Source organism: Pseudomonas sp. GW456-L13 (assembly GCF_017350115.1).
Taxonomy (GTDB): Bacteria; Pseudomonadota; Gammaproteobacteria; order Pseudomonadales; family Pseudomonadaceae; genus Aquipseudomonas; species Aquipseudomonas jessenii.
Map to the genome: position 1 here is coordinate 723287 of NZ_JACNAS010000002.1, position 14594 is coordinate 737880.

Here is a 14594-nt window from a genome sequence, read left to right on the forward strand (position 1 = left end):
GGACGCGGATACCAGGAACCCTGCAATGCCTCATTGGCTGGTCATTGATCTGGAGGCCACCACCGATGAGGGTGGATGGCCCGTAACAGATATGGAAATCATTGAAATCGGCGCCACTCTGGTGGACCGCAAGGGGCGTGAACTGGACCAGTTCCAGCGCTTCGTCCGCCCTGTTCGGCGGCCGTTGCTGACGCCGTTTTGCCGCGAGCTGACGCACATCACCCAAGCCAACATCGATGCCGCGCAACCGCTGGGCGAAGTCTGGCCGGCGTTCGAACGTTGGCTCGGCCAACACCACACGCGACTTGAGGGCTGGGCCAGTTGGGGCGATTACGATCGCAAACAACTGCTTCAGGATTGGCAGCAACTGGGACTCGCCAGCATGCTGGCCAACGTACCGCACATGAACCTCAAACAGCGTTTTGCCAAGGCCAGGCGCCTGGAACGTCCGTTGGGATTAAACGGCGCGTTGCAACTGGCCGGCTTGCAGTTCAACGGCCAACAACACCGGGCGCTGGAAGATGCGCGCAATACCGCACGCCTGCTGCCGCTGGTTCTGCCGCTTTAGACAGGTGACGACGCCAAGGGCCTTGTGCATACTGGCCGGCCCTTTTTAGCCCTTTTCGAGGAATCGCCCATGTTTAAAGTCAACGAGTACTTCGACGGCACCGTCAAGTCGATCGCCTTTGGCACCGCAGAAGGTCCAGCGACCATCGGCGTCATGGCTCCGGGCGAGTACGAATTCGGCACCAGCCAGCGTGAAATCATGCACGTGGTCAGCGGCGCATTGACCGTCAAACTGCCCGACAGCAGCGACTGGGAAACCTTCGCCGCCGGCAGCCAGTTCAACGTGCCGGCCAACAGCAAGTTCCAGCTGAAAGTCGCCGTCGACACCGCTTACCTGTGCGAATACCGCGGCTAAAACCCGCAGGCTTCACTGCAATAAAAAATGCCCGTGTTTTTCGACACGGGCATTTTTTATTCTGCGCAAAATTACTCGAGGATCTCCACCGGCATGCCGACTTCGAGTCGTCCGTTGCCGTCGTTGACCAGGTTCTGGCCGAACATTGCACCGTCTGCCTGCGAGCGATACTTCTGCAACGTGGCCAAGGGTTCGCGATCATCGCTGCGCTCCCCGGTTTGCGGGTCAATGGTGGTCAGGATGCAGCGTGAACAGGACTTGACCACGCGGAACTCGACCTCGCCGATACGGATACGCTTCCAGCCGTCCTCGGCGAAGGCTGCACTGCCTTCGATCACCAGGTTCGGCCGGAAACGCAGCATCTCCAACGGACGCCCGACCCGTTGCGACAAGTCCTCGAGGGAGGCCTGACCAATCAGCAACAGCGGATAGCCGTCGGCGAACGCCACCTGGTCGTCATCCTTGCCGTAGCCAGCTTCCGTCATCCGCGCCCGATCCAGTGGCACTTGCACCAGGCGTGTCGGTTTGCCGATGAACTGGCTGACCCAGGCCCCTGCTTCATCGCCTGCATCGGGGACGCGCAAGGTATCGCGCCAGATCGTCACGCCACGCAGTTCTGCATCGTTACCGGGCACAGCAATGTCGATCGGCGATTGGCCGGGCGCGTTGAGGGTCAAGCCACCTTCGGCATTCCACAGCGCCGACAACTGGCTCATCTGCGCCACCGCACGCTGGGTCAGGAAACGCCCGCTGGCCTCATCCACCAGCATCCAGCGTCGATCGCCGTCCAGCCCCAGCTTGTCGAGGCCGACTTGCTGCAAGACCTCGCCTTTGCCGGATTTCAACGGATAACGATACAGCGCGCTCAGACGCAACATGGCCAGCTCCCTGGTAGGTAAAAACGCCACCCTATACGAGCTTGGTCAGCGAATCAAAGTGCAAAAACCCTGCAGGAGCGAGCTCGCTCGCGAAAAACCCAAGGACGCCGCTGGGCTCCGGTTTACGCGTTATCGTTCAAGACCATCGCGAGCGAGCTCGCTCCTACATCCTACAGGTTGACCATGGCCTGATCAGGCCGGTACTTCGTCGAGCATCAAACGCTGGCGCACCACGTCGACGAGTTTGTCCGGCTGGAATTTGGAGAGGAAATTGTCGCAGCCAACCTTTTTCACCATCGAGTCGTTGAAGCTGCCGGACAGCGAGGTGTGCAGCACCACGTACAAGCCGCGCAGGCGCGGGTCGTTACGGATCTCGGTGGTCAGGCGATAGCCATCCATTTCCGGCATTTCCGCATCGGTGAAGACCATCAGCAGTTTTTCGGTCATGTCCACGCCGGTATCAGCCCAGGCCTTGAGCATGTTCAAGGCCTTCAACCCGTCGCTGGCAATATGCATCTTCACGCCCAGCTGTCCCAGGGTATCGCGCAATTGCGCCAGGGCCACGTTCGAGTCATCCACCAGCAGCACCTCACGGCCACGGGCGCGTTCCAGCACCGGATCTTCGAGCTTGTCGCGGGAGACTTTGGCGTTGTACGGGACGATTTCGGCCAGAACCTTTTCGACGTCGATGATTTCCACCAGTTGATCATCGACCTTGCTGATGGCCGTCAGGTAGTGCTGGCGGCCGGCGCTGCTCGGGGGCGGCAGGATGGCTTCCCAGTTCATGTTGACGATCCGGTCCACGCCACCGACCAGGAAGGCCTGAACCGAACGGTTGTATTCGGTGACGATAATCGTGCTGCCAGGCCCCGGCACCAGCGGGCGCATGCCAATGGCCTGGGAAAGGTCGATCACCGGCAGGGTCTGGCCACGCAGGTTGACCACGCCGCACACAAAAGGATGCCGCTGCGGCATCAGCGTCAACTTTGGCAGCTGCAGGACTTCCTGTACTTTAAAGACGTTGATCGCGAACAATTGCCGTCCGGCGAGCCGGAACATGAGAATTTCCAGGCGATTCTCACCCACCAGTTGCGTGCGTTGGTCTACCGTGTCGAGAATGCCGGCCATCAATGACTCCAGGTCTTGTTCGGATGAATTCACTCAAGGAAGGTTATCGGCTGTTTTTGCCGAAGCTTGACCCTCTCTAAAATGCCACGCCCGGCCATTGATGTCACATTAACATCATGCTTTACTGGCGCGGTGATTACATCTGCTGCACTTCTGCGCCCCGCGACCATTGTTCGAGCGAAAAGTTCCACTGCGTAAGGGATTCCCCTATCAATAATCAGGCGCAACCTGATATTCGCAATATCCGATAGCCATTAATGTGACGCCATTCTCATTGCATGAACGGAGTCAGGCTTTTGTGTGCGATCGCAAGTCAGTGGCCAACCACCCTCTCGTGTTCCCCAGCCTGCTTCCGGGCCAGCCGCTACTTGTTCATCCGACGACTCGGTAATGCCGGAGTTCCGACCGCCCTCGTCGACACACACGATATCCCCTCATTTGACATGACGTTGTGGAGATAAGTATGCCGAACGACCGTAAAGAGTGGGCCCAGCGTCTCACGGGGTTTCTTGTCGAGGCTGAAACACTCCTGGCTAAAACCGAGGAATGCCTGAGTCATCTGCAGTTGATCAGCAATGACAAGGACGCCATCGACTGTTTGCTCAGCACACTGCTCAAGCTGGCCAACAAGGCTGATGCCCTGGCGTTGGCGGCCGTGTCTGAATTTTCTCTGCATATTCATGGCCTGCTGAACCACGCACAGAACACCATGTGTCTGCACGACGAGGCGCTGAGTGCCCTGAAAGACTGCCTGACCCTGGTTGCCTGGCAACTCGAACTCATCGACCAGACCACCGGACAGCTCAGTCTCGACGACAGCGAGCAGGTCACCCTGATCGAAGCCTTTGCCTTTCAGGTCGGGCAAAGCCGGTTTCAACCACCTGTCAACTCCAGGCCCTTCACCCTCGTATCCTATTCAGAGCGACAGGCCTGAACTTTCCACACCATGCCGCATGGCGTGTTTTGGTTATCAATACCGCGCTGTAACTTGAGTGCGCACACGTCGCAAATGAATACTTCGTAGCTATAAGCGACACTTTTAAACAACTGGCATTTTGCGACGGCAACAACCCACTTGTTCCATTATGGAAGCATCGTCAAAACGACTGGATTCCTGACTTTTCGGACATACATACGGACGCGACCAACGGTATCTTAGGTGCTACTATGCCGCCTGTTAGTTGACGCCAATTAATGGCAGTGTGATCGCAGCCGAATACAGGTCGCTGCAGTTCGCAGCTGAACTCGTCGGCGCTCCACATAAAAAAACAGGGGCCTGTCAGCCAGCATGACCGGTCAGCCCGCAGCGAACATCCATTGGCTCCATCCGCTATGCACGCCAGCCTCAAGTCAATCGCCACGTGGCCACCCTCCCGAGCAAATGCACGCCTATTCACGCTGTTGCTATGTGCCTGCTCGACCCTCGGCAGCTTGCTGGTCCATGGCTTGTCCATTCCGTTGCCCCTGTCATTGCTGGTGCTCAACGTTGCGGCGCTGACCAGTGTTGCCGTGCAGTACTGCCTCTCGCGCAAATCGATCAAATTCCAGCCTCAGGAACTGGCGGACCGGCTGTTGCAGGTCCAGGAAAACGAGCGTCACCGGCTGAGCCGCGAACTGCATGACGACATCGGTCAATTGCTGACCGCCGCCAAACTGCAAAGCGACTGGCTCAAACGCCGGATGCCCGAAGAGCTCCAGGGACAATGCGCGGTCCTCTGCGACACGCTGGAAGAAACCCTGGCCAAAGTTCGTGACGTATCCGCCATTCTTAATCCCCGGCAGTTGACCAGCCTTGGGCTGGAAGCCAGTCTGCGGGCACACCTGCTCAAGACCCTGGCCAACACCCCGGTGCACTGGAGCCTGGAATGCCAGCAGCGCCTGACCGGCATACCGGAGGAAATGGCCGTGGCGGCTTTCCGTATTACCCAGGAAGCGGTCACCAACATCCTGCGACATGCCCAGGCCAAGAACCTGCTGGTATGCCTGCAGCGCCTGCCCCAAGGCCTGAAGTTGCAGATCAGCGATGATGGTCAGGGTTTCGCGCCCGCAACAGACCCTGGTCGTGAAGGGCAGCGCGGTATGGCCGGGATGTCGGAACGGATCGATCAACTGGGCGGCACACTGACCGTTACCAGCGAGCCGGGCAAAGGCACTCAAATCGAAGCTCTTTTTCCCTGGGCGCCCCGTGCGCTCGAACGGGCCAGTTCGAATAAGGTTATGCATTGACTTGTAACTTACTACTGGTGGATGACCACTCGCTGATCAGGGCTGGCGTGCGCGCCCTGGTAATGGATCTGCCCGGCTATGCCGTCATCGGTGAGGCCAGTGACGGCTCGCAGCTGCTCGAAATGGTTGGGCGTCTGTCCCCGGATATTATCCTGCTGGATATTTCGATGCGCCAGACCGGCGGCCTCGAAGCCTTGCAGCAACTCAAGCGGGTGCGCCCGCAGAGCAAGGTCCTGATCCTCTCGATGCACACCGACCCTGCCCTGATCATGCAGGCGCTGGAGTCCGGAGCCCATGGCTACCTGCTCAAGGACACCACGGCTACCGAACTCGAGCACGCGCTGGAAGCCTTGCGCAACAACGAGCGCTATCTGAGCCCGGCCATTGCCCACACGGTGATCACTCAGGCACTGACCCGAAACCAGAAGCACCGACCCGAACCTGCCGACTCGCACAACCTGACGGCACGTCAGCTGGAAATCCTGCGGTTGATCGTTCGCGGAAAATCCACCCGAGAGATCGCCAACGGCCTGGGGTTGAGCGTCAAGACCGTCGAAACCCACCGCTCGCAGATCATGAAGCGCTTGCAGATCTACGATGTGGCCGGCCTGGTGTTGTTTGCCGTACGTGAACAAATCATCAGCCTCGATGACTAGGCACTTCACTGTCGCGTAACAACGGCGAATTCTCAGGCAGATGCACGAGTAACGCCGCCGGGCGAACCGAGAAACGCAGGCTGTCCCCTTCCAGCGGTTCACCGTCAAGGTTGATGTACAACCCTTCCGAAACCTTGATCTCGACCCAGGGCAGGCGCGCCCGAACAAACATGCTGTCGATGCCAAAGCCTTCGGTCAGCAGGTTTTTCAAAGTACTGACCACCTCCTGCGGTGCCGGCAGGATGCTGATATCCAGCAAACCGTCATCAACCAGTGCCTGCGGGCACAATTCCCGCCCGCCTCCGGCCTGCCGACCATTGCCGATGCCCAGTGCCAGCAGATCGCCTCGCCAGTGAAAGTCCGACCCCTGCAATTCACCGTACGCGGTATGCAGCTCATTGAAGCGTGACAAGCCGGTGAACAGATACGCCGCACCGCCGAGGATTTTCTTCAGATCCTCCGGGGTGTTCGCTGTGACATGACTGCCGAACCCACCGGTCGCCATGTTCAGGAATATCTGCCCATCAACCTCCCCCAGATCAATGGCAGTCGGCACGCTATCGAGCAGCTCCAGCGCCTGATCGGGTTCCAGGGACACACCCGCCGCACGCGCAAAATCATTGGCGGTACCTAGCGGCATCAATACCAGGCTGGCTTTTATCGAATGCTGCGCCATAGCCTCGGCAATATCGCGCAAGGTGCCATCGCCACCGCCGGCAATGATGTATCGATACCCGGCCGCCAACGCTTCGCCCACCAGCCTTTGCGCATCGCCGGCTTCCCAGGTCAATCGAACAGCCAGCTCCCGACCTCGCTCACGCTGGCTTTCGACGGCGGTGCGAACCGCCTCGTTGAGCGCTTGCTTGCCATGCAGAATCAATAGCGCCTTGCGATCGCTCATTACTCACTCCCGGTTTGAATGGCATCTGGGAGATGTTGACCGCGAAGGCTCCGGTAAAAGTCGCCAGAAATCGAATTATTTCCAGTCGGAAAGTCTTGGCCCCCACACGGCAGGACTTTTCTTACAAAACGTTAGGAATCGGCTCAATTGACCGAAAATCTGAATTGGTAGACTTTGAGGATCCAGCTGGACATCACAAGGACGTGCCATGCAACACCAAAACCTCGCATCACCGGCCATCCTGGTCTTGCCGCTCGCAGATAACAAAAATACAGGCCATCGAGCTGAATGCCGCAACAGCACAAAAGCCACGGGAGAAATTGATATGGAACCTCGCGTCACCGAGCTGGAAACACACCTCAAGTGCATACGCCGGGACATTGAAGAAGCCCGGGATGACGTCAAATCCATCAGGCACCGGCTTGTCTATTCCGCCTGCGGAACAGCCGTGATCCTCTGTCTCCTTGGCTGGATCGCCAATAGCCGTTTCGAGCAGGTCATTTCATTGCTTCTGGCCCATTGAGTGGCCCCCCACACAAGACCCGACTCAATCAACCGGGTCTTGTGTGACAACGCCGCTGAAGCTATCAGCTCAGGACTTCGCTCAGCGGAATGAAGAAAACGCTATCGCCCTGAGCCAGCGTGCGCCCTTCCAGGACCTCTACCAGTCCATCAGCCCAGGCAGCGCTGCGCAGAACACCGGAACTCTGGTTTTTGTAGATCGTCGCCCTGCCGCTTTCCAGCCGTCCGCGCAAATACTCACGCCGATTGCCTGGCTGGAGCCAGTCAAACCCTGCCGGCACCTGTACCTTCAGCGGCTCAACGTCGATTACCCCCTGACGGCGCAAGAGATAGGGCCTGGTCAACAAGGCAAAGGTCACGAGGGTCGATGCGGGATTGCCCGGCAAGCCAATCACCGGCACACCGCGAAAATGCCCGAACGTCAGCGGTTTACCGGGCTTGATGGCGAGTTTCCAAAGCGTCAGTTCGCCCTCCTCGCGCAAAGCGATGCCCAGAAAATCGGCTTCCCCCACCGATACGCCACCGGTCGAGAGGATCAGGTCGACATCTTTCAACTCACCTAATCGGGTGCGAGTGGTTTCCAGATTGTCCGGCAGAATTCCCGCGTCGACGACCTCACACCCCAAACGCTGCAACCAGCTGCACAACAACACCCGGTTGCTGTTGTAGATCTGTCCTGGCCCCAGCGCCTGCCCCGGCTCAATCAACTCGTCGCCGGTAGACAGCACCGCCACGCGCACCTTTCGAACCACCTCCAGCTCAGCGCATCCCAGGGAGGCAGCCAATCCTTGCTCGATCGGCCCCATCTGCGTACCTGCTGGCAGAATCAACTCGCCGACAGTGGTTTCCTGGCCTTGCGGACGGATGTTCTGGCCTTGGGTCAAGGCTTGAGTGAAACGTACTCGCTCATCGGCCTGAACCTCGGCGTTCTCCTGCATCTCGACGCAATCGGCACCGGCGGGAACAGGCGCCCCGGTGAAAATGCGCGCACAGGTGCCTGGCTGCAACGGACCGGGGGCCTGGCCGGCAAACACCTTCTGACTGACCGGCAACGGCTCTCCCGTCCAGTCGACCATGCGCAAGGCATAACCATCCATGGCACTGTTGGGCCAGGGCGGCAGATCAAGCGTCGATACCAGATTTTGCGCCAGTACACGCCCCTGTACCTGCGCCAACGGCAAGCGTTCACGCTCGACAATCCTTGAGGCCTCGGCCATTTCCAGCAAGCGCGCCAACGCCTGCTCGACAGGCATCAGGCTGCCAGACTTGCCAGGCTTACCCACGGGATTCACAAGGCGCGGCCTGTTTCAAATGAGGCACGAAATTGCACGGCCGATGCCGCGCATCCAGCTGCTCGGCCAAAATGCCGTCCCAAGCGGTGCGCACGGCATTGGTCGAGCCCGGCAAGCAGCAAACCAGCGTGCCGTTGGCCAGACCGGCCAACGCCCGGGACTGAACGGTCGAGGTACCGATATCGGCAACCGAAATCTGGCGGAACAGCTCACCAAATCCATCGACCTGTTTGTCCAGCAGGCACGCAACGGCTTCCGGCGTGCTATCACGCCCGGTAAAACCGGTGCCGCCGGTGATCAGCACCACCTGCACGACATCGTCGGCAATCCAGTTGGCGACTTGCGCGCGAATTTTGTACAGGTCATCTTTGAGCAACACCCGGGCCGCCAGGTAATGACCGGCAGCGGTCAAGCCGTCGACAAAGGCCTGGCCTGAGGTGTCGGTTTCCAGTGTGCGGGTATCGCTGACAGTCAGCACTGCAATATTCAGCGGTGCGAAAGGTACATCAGCCTTGGCTTTCATAGGCTCGTCCAGTTGTAGGAGAAACAGCCCGGTGTTATATCACAGCGCTCCGTTTTTTCGCCGCCCCCATGGAGGCTTGCCATGACCACGAATTCACAATTGCCACCCTGCTCCATTCTGCTCCTGGCGGGCGGCCGCGGCCAACGTATGGGTGGGCGGGATAAAGGGTTGCTGGACTGGCACGGCGAACCGCTGATTGTGCATCTGCATCGCAAGACCCGCCCGTTGACCGATGACCTGATCATCTCCTGCAATCGTAACCCTGAGAAGTACGCCCCCTACGCCGACCAGTTGGTCCACGATGATGAAGGTGACTTCCCCGGGCCGCTGGCCGGTATTCGCGCAGGCCTGAAAGCTGCTCGCCATACCCATCTGCTGGTCATGCCCTGTGACGTTCCGGGCATTGATGCGGCGCTGATCGGCAATATGCGCGAGGCCGCCAACCTGCATCCGGACAAGCCGCTGATGGTGCGGCATGATCACCACTGGGAGCCGTTGTTGTGTGTGATTCCCGTGCTACACAGGGCAGCATTCGAAAATGCCTGGAACGAGGGTGAGCGCAGCCCTGGCCGGTTGATGCGCAATCTCGGCGCGACCGCGCTGCAATGCCCCGACAACGACCCTCGGCTGGCAAATCTCAACACGCCGGAACTTTTAAGCGGTCATGACACTGTGTCAGACTGATATCGATCAGGAACTTGCGCGGACGCTGCACGTCTCAAGTTCAGCAACCACAGAATTCTTATTCGGAGACACAACTCATGACTCAACGGACCCTCGCCACTTTCATGCTCGCACTGGGCCTTGCCACCCTCGCCGGTTGTGCATCGCCTACAGTGATCACCTTGAATGACGGTCGCGAAATCCAGGCCGTCGACACGCCGCAATTCGACAAGGATTCCGGTTTCTACGAATTCGAACAGCTCGACGGCAAGCAGACCCGCATCAACAAAGATCAGGTTCGGACCGTCAAGGAGCTGTAATCCCGACGCCGCCGGATACAGAAAAGCCCGCTTGATGCGGGCTTTTTCATGCCTGGAGAACAGCGCTTCAGGATCGCGCCCCGATCACCATTGCAGGGTGATTTCACTCTCGAACTCACGCGCCTGGCCCGTGACCGGATCGATAAACTTCAGCCCCTGAGCCAGCAACTTCAAAGGATTGGCGTAGTCATCCTGCGCATCCTTGAGCACCTCGGGGTAAAACGGGTCGTTGCAGATAGCGGCTCCCAACGCCGCCATATGTACCCGTAGCTGATGTTTCTTGCCCGTCACCGGGTAAAGAGCATAACGCCAGAGCTCTCCCAGTTTCTCCCTGACTTCGACCGCCGTCTCGGTATTGCTGGCCCCCGGGCCTTCCTGCATGCGGAAGAACGGTTCGCCATCGACCAGTCGGCTTTTATGCACCAACGGAAAAGCCAGGCCGGGCAGCGCCTTTGCGATGGCCTCGTAGCGCTTTTCGATCTGCCGGGTTGGAAACAACGCCTGATAAGCCGAACGGGTCTGCGGATTGGCGGAAAACAGCACCAGCCCCGCGGTGTGCCGGTCGATGCGATGCAATGGCACCAGGTGCGGATTGTCCAGGCGACGGATCAAGCGCCGGAGCAGCGTTTGTTCGACGTATTCGCCAGCCGGGGTCACCGGCAGGAAATGCGGCTTGTCGGCGACCACCAGGTGCTCATCCGCGTACAGAATCGACTCGATCACCGGGATCGGTTTTTCATCCGGCACTTCGCGAAAGTAATGAATCCGCAAACCTTCCCTGTAGGCCAGGTCGAGAGCAATCGGCATGCCCTGCCCATCGAGGACCCGGCCACGGGCAATTCTGTCCAGCCATTGTTCACGACCGATGGCGCTGAAATGCTCACACAGGCAATCGACAACGGTCTGCCACGGGCCAGGTGGCAAGTAGAGCGTACTGGCCTGACTGTGTGCCGCGGAAAAAGAAGAAGTGGACATACGAAAGCTCTAACCCTCAGTGCAGAGCGGCATTATCCAACAGCAAAGGGTACGAACCTAGAGAAGATTCCTCAAGCAGGGATCCGCGTGCGCGCCGCCGCTTCGGTGTACTCCTTGAGCCAGCGCAGTACATCGACCGCCTCCCAGCGGGCGGGATCATACAGGGCGTACAACAATCCCTGATAACCCACGACATCGAGTTGCCGGTGATAACCCGCGCGTTGAAACAAGGCTTCGATTTCTGCGAAACAGGTATTGAAATGCGTTTTGTTGAAGGGCGTTTTCCCCTCGGTCACCAGACCATCCAGGCGCAACTCAAGGACAGCCTCGCGCACGACGTCCGCGGACATCCGGTTCACGCTATTCTTCAACTGTTCGACATTGACCACGATTCATCCCTCTCACGCCCGGGCTTGCCTGCTCACTCCCGAAAATCAGGAACGGCAAGACAGGCACTTCGAATAACTGTATACGCATACAGTATCCGATCAACACCGAATAAGCCAAGGGGATCAATCGTAAAGTTCGACAGGCGGGACACGCCACCAACGCAAAAACCGCTCAACCCAGGAACGCCACCACCTGATCGGCACTGAAAGGCCAGCCCAGTTCAGCACCGGTATCGACTCGCCGCAACACCGGAATTCGCAGGCTGTAGGCTGCGAACCATGTTTCATCGTCAGCGATATCCACCAGCTCCACCAGCAGGCCGCGCTCGACGAATTCCATCAACATGGCTTCGGCTACTTCACAAAGATGGCATCCAAGGGTGCCGAACAGCTGACATTCGGGAAGCATGAGCGCTCAACCAGAAAATGAAGTGATCATTCTAGGCCTGCCCCGAAAAACCGTCGAGCCATTGCGGCCCCTGCCATGATGCCGCAGGCCATGAAAAGACCTGAGTCAGTCCTGGCTCACGGCGCCGATCTTGTGGATCGACAGGTCCGCGCCGTAATACTCTTCTTCCTGACTCAGGCGCAATCCATGCAGCGCCTTGATCACGCCATACACCGCAAACCCGCCGGCCAGTGCCACAGTGATGCCCAGCGCAGTGCCGATCAACTGGCTGATCAGGCTGACCCCACCCAACCCGCCCAAAGCGGTCTGGCCGAAAATGCCGCAGGCGATGCCGCCCCACACGCCGCACAAACCATGCAACGGCCACACACCCAACACATCGTCGATGTGCCATTTGCCTTGGGCCGCGGTAAAGCACCAGACAAACATCGCCCCCGCGACGGCACCGGTGACCAGCGCCCCCACAGGATGCATCAGGTCGGAACCGGCACAGATTGCCACGAGCCCCGCCAACGGGCCGTTGTGCAGAAAGCCGGGGTCATTGCGCCCGACAATCAGCGCCGCCACCGTACCGCCAACCATGGCCATCAACGAGTTCACCGCCACCAGTCCGCTGGCACCTTGCAGGGTTTGCGCGCTCATGACGTTGAAGCCGAACCAGCCAACAATCAGGATCCACGAGCCCAGTGCCAGAAACGGGATGCTCGATGGCGCGAACGCGACCAGCCGACCGTCGCGATAGCGGCCATTACGCGGTCCGAGCAACAACACCGCCGCCAGTGCCAGCCAACCGCCCATGGCATGCACCACCACCGATCCTGCGAAGTCATGGAAACCGGCGCCAAAGCGCTCCAGCAACCAGGCTTGCAGACCCAGGTTGCCGTTCCAGACAATGCCTTCGAAGAACGGATAGATGAACGCGACGATCAATGCGGTTGCACACAACTGGGGAACAAACCGGGCGCGCTCGGCGATGCCTCCGGAAATGATCGCCGGGATCGCCGCGGCAAAGGTCAGCAGGAAGAAAAACTTCACCAGGCCATAACCATGGTCGGCATTGAGCACCGCCGCTGGTTGCATGAACGTCACGCCATAGGAAATCCAATAGCCTATAAAGAAGTAGGCCAGTGTCGAAACGGCGAAGTCGCTGAGGATTTTCGACAACGCATTGACCTGGTTTTTCTGTCGCACGGTTCCGACTTCGAGAAAGGCGAAACCGGCGTGCATGGCCAGAACCATGACCGCACCGATCAGAATGAACAGCGTGTTGGAGCTATGGACCAGGGTGTCCACAGCGCTTTGCAGGTTTTCCATGGGATGGGCAGACCTTATGGCAGAAAAAAGCACCAAAGCAGTTCGCGATGACTGGCCATGCACCAAGTTGCAGCTTAAAGACATCAGCGCACTGATCTCGTTGAACCACTTTGGCGCACGGACGCCGTCCAGGAAAAACGCGCCCCGGACGTTTACGCGAGTTTTTGATTGTTGGTCCTACGGTTTTACTGAAATCATGCCCGGCAATAGCGCAATGGTGCGGACCGGCGCACCACGACTCAGCAAAAGTTGTACCAGTCATTTGTACTGAACCTTCGCCGAAGGCTCATACTCGAACGCATCAGAAAGCCACTTAAGGAGATCCACCATGGCCCGCCCTCAGGCAAAGACTGCTCAAGAAATCCTGATGAACGACTTTCAGACACTGGTCAGTGACACCGAACGCTTGCTGGAGCACACCGCGACCCTGGCCGGCGATCAGGCCGACGAGTTGCGCGAGCAGATCCACGAAAGTCTCTTGCGTGCCCGTGAAACCCTGAAGCTGACCGAAGACTCCCTGCGCGAACGCGGCAAGGCTGCTGTCACCGCCACGGAAGACTATGTCCAGGCCAACCCTTGGCAATCTGTCGGGATCGCGGCCGGCGTGGGTTTCCTGATCGGCCTGCTGGCCAGCCGGCGCTGATATGTCGATCGGCGAATCCGGCCCGTCCGTGACGGGAACAAGCTCCTCATCGCGGCGCCTGGGTGCTGCCTTCCTTGGGTTGCTGCACAGCCATGTCGAGCTGTTCGGTATCGAACTGCAGGAACAAAAAGCCCGCACCGTCAGCCTCTTGCTGTTTGCGGGCCTGGCGCTGGTGTTTGCGTTGCTGCTGTTGGTGGGGCTGTCGACGTTGGTGCTTATCGTGTTCTGGGACACGTATCGCCTGACCGCCATCATCGGGCTCTGTGTGTTCTACTCCCTCGCCGCCATATTCTGTGGAATGCGCTTGAGAGCGGCGATTTTCGATGAGTCCTCGCCCTTCCATGGCACCCTGGAAGAGCTGGCCAACGATCGGGAGCGCCTGCTGCCATGAACCTGCCTGAATTGCCACAAAACAGCTCACGCACGGAAATGCGCAAGGCCCTGATCCGCCTGCGCATGGAAATGCACCGCCAGGAAATCCGCCACGAATCCTCGCAACTGCTGCAGCCCTTGCAACGGGTGCGCGGGATGACGCAAAACCTGCAGGACGGCTTCGGCATCAAGCACGCTCCACTCTGGGGCGTGGCCGCCGTCACCTTGCTGGGCTTTCTGACCGGCAAGGGTGCGAAAAACGGGGGTGGCCTCAGCAGTCTGACCCGGCTGATCCGCCTCGGCACCACACTGGGGCCGCTGATCAAACTGATCATGCAAGGCTCTTCGCGCAAAGACTGATCAGTTTCTTTCTGGCTGCATGCTTGCAAAGTCGACGGGATGCGCTCCTCTATCGAGGGGTGCAATCCTGTGCGCCTACCCGGTCAACAGGCACCCTCCAG

20 protein-coding genes are annotated in these 14594 nt (G+C 58.9%); 11 read left to right on the forward strand and 9 right to left on the reverse strand.

The window, feature by feature from the left end:
• Positions 1-25: 25 nt before the first annotated feature.
• Positions 26-568, forward strand: a complete 543-nt coding sequence (locus J4D25_RS17270; protein WP_057713849.1) for an exonuclease domain-containing protein — start codon at positions 26-28, stop codon at positions 566-568.
• A 69-nt stretch (positions 569-637) separates the two neighbouring features.
• Positions 638-922, forward strand: a complete 285-nt coding sequence (locus J4D25_RS17275) for a pyrimidine/purine nucleoside phosphorylase (RefSeq protein WP_007940055.1) — start codon at positions 638-640, stop codon at positions 920-922.
• A 71-nt stretch (positions 923-993) separates the two neighbouring features.
• On the opposite strand, the gene J4D25_RS17280 is transcribed toward J4D25_RS17275, so the two are convergent.
• Positions 994-1800: an MOSC domain-containing protein gene (locus J4D25_RS17280; protein ID WP_057713848.1), complete on the reverse strand. Its 807-nt coding sequence runs from the start codon at positions 1798-1800 to the stop codon at positions 994-996.
• 192 nt (positions 1801-1992) lie between these two features.
• Positions 1993-2928 carry a chemotaxis protein CheV gene (locus J4D25_RS17285; RefSeq protein ID WP_007973464.1) on the reverse strand — a complete coding sequence of 312 codons (936 nt, stop codon included), beginning with the start codon at positions 2926-2928 and terminating at the stop codon, positions 1993-1995.
• Positions 2929-3391: 463 nt separating this feature from the next.
• Here J4D25_RS17285 and J4D25_RS17290 point away from each other — a divergent pair, with 463 nt between their 5' ends.
• The 3 genes from J4D25_RS17290 (at position 3392) to J4D25_RS17300 (ending at position 5810) form a co-directional block, all read left to right on the forward strand.
• Positions 3392-3862 (forward strand): hypothetical protein, encoded by a 471-nt coding sequence (locus J4D25_RS17290; RefSeq protein WP_057713847.1) that lies wholly within the window; start codon positions 3392-3394, stop codon positions 3860-3862.
• Positions 3863-4260: 398 nt separating this feature from the next.
• Positions 4261-5154 (forward strand): sensor histidine kinase, encoded by an 894-nt coding sequence (locus J4D25_RS17295; protein WP_057713846.1) that lies wholly within the window; start codon positions 4261-4263, stop codon positions 5152-5154.
• Positions 5151-5810, forward strand: a complete 660-nt coding sequence (locus J4D25_RS17300; RefSeq protein ID WP_057713845.1) for a response regulator transcription factor — start codon at positions 5151-5153, stop codon at positions 5808-5810. Before J4D25_RS17295 ends, J4D25_RS17300 begins: the two co-directional genes overlap by 4 nt.
• Here the strand turns inward: J4D25_RS17300 and yegS are convergent.
• Positions 5794-6711 (reverse strand): lipid kinase YegS, encoded by a 918-nt coding sequence (gene yegS, locus J4D25_RS17305; RefSeq protein ID WP_057713844.1) that lies wholly within the window; start codon positions 6709-6711, stop codon positions 5794-5796. The two genes, J4D25_RS17300 and yegS, sit on opposite strands and share 17 nt — an antisense overlap.
• Before the next feature lie 208 nt (positions 6712-6919).
• Here yegS and J4D25_RS27060 point away from each other — a divergent pair, with 208 nt between their 5' ends.
• Positions 6920-7234, forward strand: a complete 315-nt coding sequence (locus J4D25_RS27060; RefSeq protein ID WP_224795438.1) for a hypothetical protein — start codon at positions 6920-6922, stop codon at positions 7232-7234.
• A gap of 64 nt (positions 7235-7298) precedes the next feature.
• Here J4D25_RS27060 and glp read toward each other — a convergent pair whose 3' ends face one another.
• Positions 7299-8525 carry a gephyrin-like molybdotransferase Glp gene (gene glp, locus J4D25_RS17315; protein WP_057713843.1) on the reverse strand — a complete coding sequence of 409 codons (1227 nt, stop codon included), beginning with the start codon at positions 8523-8525 and terminating at the stop codon, positions 7299-7301.
• Complete coding sequence (gene moaB / locus J4D25_RS17320) at positions 8509-9048, reverse strand: molybdenum cofactor biosynthesis protein B (protein WP_057713842.1); 540 nt, start codon at positions 9046-9048, stop codon at positions 8509-8511. The genes glp and moaB overlap by 17 nt, the downstream gene beginning before the upstream one ends.
• A gap of 81 nt (positions 9049-9129) precedes the next feature.
• Here moaB and mobA point away from each other — a divergent pair, with 81 nt between their 5' ends.
• On the forward strand, positions 9130-9732 hold the full coding sequence (mobA, locus tag J4D25_RS17325; protein WP_057713841.1) for a molybdenum cofactor guanylyltransferase MobA: 603 nt from the start codon (positions 9130-9132) through the stop codon (positions 9730-9732).
• A 77-nt stretch (positions 9733-9809) separates the two neighbouring features.
• A complete protein-coding gene (locus tag J4D25_RS17330; protein ID WP_007994800.1) occupies positions 9810-10031 on the forward strand; it encodes a YgdI/YgdR family lipoprotein in 222 nt (73 codons plus the stop codon).
• Between the two features lie 84 nt (positions 10032-10115).
• Here J4D25_RS17330 and J4D25_RS17335 read toward each other — a convergent pair whose 3' ends face one another.
• From J4D25_RS17335 to J4D25_RS17350, 4 genes are all read right to left on the reverse strand, one after another.
• Positions 10116-11006: a pseudouridine synthase gene (locus J4D25_RS17335; RefSeq protein WP_057713840.1), complete on the reverse strand. Its 891-nt coding sequence runs from the start codon at positions 11004-11006 to the stop codon at positions 10116-10118.
• A gap of 71 nt (positions 11007-11077) precedes the next feature.
• Positions 11078-11395 carry a hypothetical protein gene (locus J4D25_RS17340; RefSeq protein WP_057713839.1) on the reverse strand — a complete coding sequence of 106 codons (318 nt, stop codon included), beginning with the start codon at positions 11393-11395 and terminating at the stop codon, positions 11078-11080.
• A gap of 172 nt (positions 11396-11567) precedes the next feature.
• The gene (locus J4D25_RS17345) at positions 11568-11804 is read right to left on the reverse strand and encodes a glutaredoxin family protein (RefSeq protein WP_057713838.1); all 237 of its coding nucleotides are present in this window, start codon (positions 11802-11804) and stop codon (positions 11568-11570) included.
• A gap of 105 nt (positions 11805-11909) precedes the next feature.
• Positions 11910-13118, reverse strand: a complete 1209-nt coding sequence (locus tag J4D25_RS17350; protein WP_057713837.1) for an ammonium transporter — start codon at positions 13116-13118, stop codon at positions 11910-11912.
• A 328-nt stretch (positions 13119-13446) separates the two neighbouring features.
• Between J4D25_RS17350 and J4D25_RS17355 the strand changes: the two genes are divergently transcribed.
• The 3 genes from J4D25_RS17355 to J4D25_RS17365 are packed head-to-tail and all read left to right on the forward strand — an operon-like array spanning position 13447 to position 14493.
• Entirely contained in the window at positions 13447-13761 is a 315-nt protein-coding gene (locus tag J4D25_RS17355; RefSeq protein ID WP_057713836.1) for a YqjD family protein, read from the forward strand.
• A gap of 1 nt (position 13762) precedes the next feature.
• The gene (locus tag J4D25_RS17360) at positions 13763-14152 is read left to right on the forward strand and encodes a phage holin family protein (protein WP_057713835.1); all 390 of its coding nucleotides are present in this window, start codon (positions 13763-13765) and stop codon (positions 14150-14152) included.
• Positions 14149-14493, forward strand: a complete 345-nt coding sequence (locus J4D25_RS17365; RefSeq protein WP_057713834.1) for a hypothetical protein — start codon at positions 14149-14151, stop codon at positions 14491-14493. The genes J4D25_RS17360 and J4D25_RS17365 overlap by 4 nt, the downstream gene beginning before the upstream one ends.
• Positions 14494-14594 lie beyond the last annotated feature (101 nt).

Excerpts from the sequence above, each read along its gene's own strand:
- J4D25_RS17270 (WP_057713849.1), top strand. The coding sequence starts at position 26 with ATGCCTCATTGGCTGGTCATTGATCTGGAGGCCACCACCGATGAGGGT.
- J4D25_RS17275 (WP_007940055.1), top strand. The coding sequence starts at position 638 with ATGTTTAAAGTCAACGAGTACTTCGACGGCACCGTCAAGTCGATCGCC.
- J4D25_RS17280 (WP_057713848.1), bottom strand. The coding sequence starts at position 1,800 with ATGTTGCGTCTGAGCGCGCTGTATCGTTATCCGTTGAAATCCGGCAAA.
- J4D25_RS17285 (WP_007973464.1), bottom strand. The coding sequence starts at position 2,928 with ATGGCCGGCATTCTCGACACGGTAGACCAACGCACGCAACTGGTGGGT.
- J4D25_RS17290 (WP_057713847.1), top strand. The coding sequence starts at position 3,392 with ATGCCGAACGACCGTAAAGAGTGGGCCCAGCGTCTCACGGGGTTTCTT.
- J4D25_RS17295 (WP_057713846.1), top strand. The coding sequence starts at position 4,261 with ATGCACGCCAGCCTCAAGTCAATCGCCACGTGGCCACCCTCCCGAGCA.
- yegS (WP_057713844.1), bottom strand. The coding sequence starts at position 6,711 with ATGAGCGATCGCAAGGCGCTATTGATTCTGCATGGCAAGCAAGCGCTC.
- J4D25_RS27060 (WP_224795438.1), top strand. The coding sequence starts at position 6,920 with ATGCAACACCAAAACCTCGCATCACCGGCCATCCTGGTCTTGCCGCTC.
- moaB (WP_057713842.1), bottom strand. The coding sequence starts at position 9,048 with ATGAAAGCCAAGGCTGATGTACCTTTCGCACCGCTGAATATTGCAGTG.
- mobA (WP_057713841.1), top strand. The coding sequence starts at position 9,130 with ATGACCACGAATTCACAATTGCCACCCTGCTCCATTCTGCTCCTGGCG.
- J4D25_RS17330 (WP_007994800.1), top strand. The coding sequence starts at position 9,810 with ATGACTCAACGGACCCTCGCCACTTTCATGCTCGCACTGGGCCTTGCC.
- J4D25_RS17335 (WP_057713840.1), bottom strand. The coding sequence starts at position 11,006 with ATGTCCACTTCTTCTTTTTCCGCGGCACACAGTCAGGCCAGTACGCTC.
- J4D25_RS17345 (WP_057713838.1), bottom strand. The coding sequence starts at position 11,804 with ATGCTTCCCGAATGTCAGCTGTTCGGCACCCTTGGATGCCATCTTTGT.
- J4D25_RS17350 (WP_057713837.1), bottom strand. The coding sequence starts at position 13,118 with ATGGAAAACCTGCAAAGCGCTGTGGACACCCTGGTCCATAGCTCCAAC.
- J4D25_RS17355 (WP_057713836.1), top strand. The coding sequence starts at position 13,447 with ATGGCCCGCCCTCAGGCAAAGACTGCTCAAGAAATCCTGATGAACGAC.
- J4D25_RS17360 (WP_057713835.1), top strand. The coding sequence starts at position 13,763 with ATGTCGATCGGCGAATCCGGCCCGTCCGTGACGGGAACAAGCTCCTCA.
- J4D25_RS17365 (WP_057713834.1), top strand. The coding sequence starts at position 14,149 with ATGAACCTGCCTGAATTGCCACAAAACAGCTCACGCACGGAAATGCGC.